Source organism: Roseburia sp. AF20-18LB, from assembly GCF_003461185.1.
In the GTDB taxonomy this organism is placed as follows: Bacteria; Bacillota; Clostridia; order Lachnospirales; family Lachnospiraceae; genus Roseburia_C; species Roseburia_C amylophila.
In genome coordinates this window covers 1-293 of the sequence record NZ_QTWP01000014.1, presented here as the reverse complement: position 1 = coordinate 293, position 293 = coordinate 1, and the positions used below count along the sequence as shown (strand labels likewise).

General features: G+C 47.8%; 3 tRNA genes (1 of these 3 running past the window's edge). All 3 read right to left on the bottom strand.

The annotated features are described in order from the left end of the window. Window positions 1-55, bottom strand: a tRNA-OTHER gene (locus DWX65_RS14090); it reaches 51 nt to the left of the window's first position. A gap of 21 nt (window positions 56-76) precedes the next feature. After that, window positions 77-149: transfer RNA gene (locus tag DWX65_RS14085), tRNA-Phe, on the bottom strand. Window positions 150-154: 5 nt separating this feature from the next. Continuing rightward, window positions 155-228: transfer RNA gene (locus DWX65_RS14080), tRNA-Met, on the bottom strand. Window positions 229-293: the final 65 nt, after the last annotated feature.

The following is a 293-nucleotide window of genomic DNA, read 5'->3' as shown; positions in this document are numbered from 1 at the left end:
AACCCCGGACAACTTGATTAAAAGTCAAGTGCTCTACCAACTGAGCTAATATCCCATTTCTCAGGTTTTCTGAGAATGCCCAGTTCCGGAATCGAACCAGAGACACGAGGATTTTCAGTCCTCTGCTCTACCAACTGAGCTAACTGGGCAAGAGTTGCGGGAACAGGATTTGAACCTGTGACCTTCGGGTTATGAGCCCGACGAGCTTCCAGACTGCTCCATCCCGCGTTATTCAATTATCTTCTAAAAAGAAGAATGGGCAGAGGTGGATTCGAACCACCGAAGCAATTTGC